Raw genomic sequence first — 1,334 nt, forward strand, 5'->3', positions numbered from 1 at the left:
GTGCTACATCGGGCGGCCGGCTATGACCTCCTGGCGCGCGTGCTGACATTCGGCCGCGAGGGCGCGTTTCGTGACCGTATGCTGAGGCTTGCCAATCTTCAGCGCGGCGAGGCGATGCTCGATGTGGCTTGCGGCACGGGCACGTTGGCCATCGCAGCAAAGCGGCTGGTCGGTCCGGCCGGCAGCGTCGCTGGCGTGGACGCGTCCGCCGAAATGATCGACCGGGCGCGCTCCAAAGCCGTTCGCGCGGGTCTGGAAATCGACTTCGTCCATGCGACCGCCCAGGAGATTCCCTTCCCGAACGAACATTTCGACGTCGTGATCGGCACGCTAATGCTGCATCACCTGTCTAGGCCCGTCCGCTCGGCGTTCTTCCGAGAGGCTCGGCGCGTCCTGAAGTCTGGCCGCCGACTGGTTCTGATAGATTTCGGCAGGCCGCGGCGCCAATCCCGGTTCCCGCGGCTGCACCGGCACGGTCATGTCGACATGGATGCGATTGGGGTTCTTTTGGCCGAAGACGGATTCAAGATCGCCGACAGCAGTCAGGTCGGGACAATGAACCTGAACTATATCCGCGCGACTGTGGGTGAGACCCGGCCAGCCTGAGCACAGCGGACGGAGCCACGGCTGGGCCGCATCGGCGGCTTGCCCAGGCACGCTGATCGAACGTCAATATAGTTAGTTCCATCGTCGACGACTGAAGGCTTTGCGCGCGGTCCCATATTCGCCTGTTTGGGCTGCCAGAGGTCGATAAACGACTAGGCAGGGCGAGCGCATACGCGGCTGACGGGCACGGTATTGAGCGCTGCGCTGCTGGCTTCAACCGCTGCTGCCGGGGCTCACCGCACGATCTACCTGGCGCTCGCCGACCAGATCAAATTGCTGTCCAGCGGCGGTGACTGGCTGGCTTCATGGCGTTCCTGCCAATGAGCGTCGTCTTCGGCGCCGCCCACGCGCTCACGCCCGGCCACAGTAAGGCGGTGTTGGCTACCTATCTTCCCGGCTCGGACGCCAAGGTCGCACGTGGCCTGCTCGTGTCCATCACGCTGTCCATCACTCATGTCACCATCGCAGTGATCATCGCCGCGTTGTCTCTGCCGCTGGTCTCGGTCGCACTTGGCAGCGTCGGCCGAGCTCCGCTGCTGGAGGATGTCAGCCGCGGGCTGCTCGGACTTATCGGCGTTTGGATGATCTGGCGGGCATCCAGCCACGGCCACCATCTCAAGCATGAGGGCGAGGCCGTCGGTTTCATGGCTGGCCTGATCCCGTGCCCGTTGACTCTTTTCGTCATGACTTTCGCGATGTCGAGGGGAGTTCCGGTAGCGGGTCTTCTC

At 63.9% G+C, this 1,334-nt stretch carries 1 protein-coding gene and 1 pseudogene; both read left to right on the plus strand.

What is annotated here, in order from left to right; genetic code table 11:
• On the plus strand, positions 1-606 hold the full coding sequence (locus tag EOA75_RS32895; RefSeq protein ID WP_127326143.1) for a methyltransferase domain-containing protein: 606 nt from the start codon (positions 1-3) through the stop codon (positions 604-606).
• Positions 607-813: 207 nt separating this feature from the next.
• Positions 814-1,334, plus strand: a pseudogene (locus tag EOA75_RS32900) (ABC transporter permease); the annotation flags it as partial.

The organism is Mesorhizobium sp. M1A.F.Ca.IN.022.07.1.1, assembly GCF_003997575.1.
GTDB lineage: Bacteria > Pseudomonadota > Alphaproteobacteria > Rhizobiales > Rhizobiaceae > Mesorhizobium.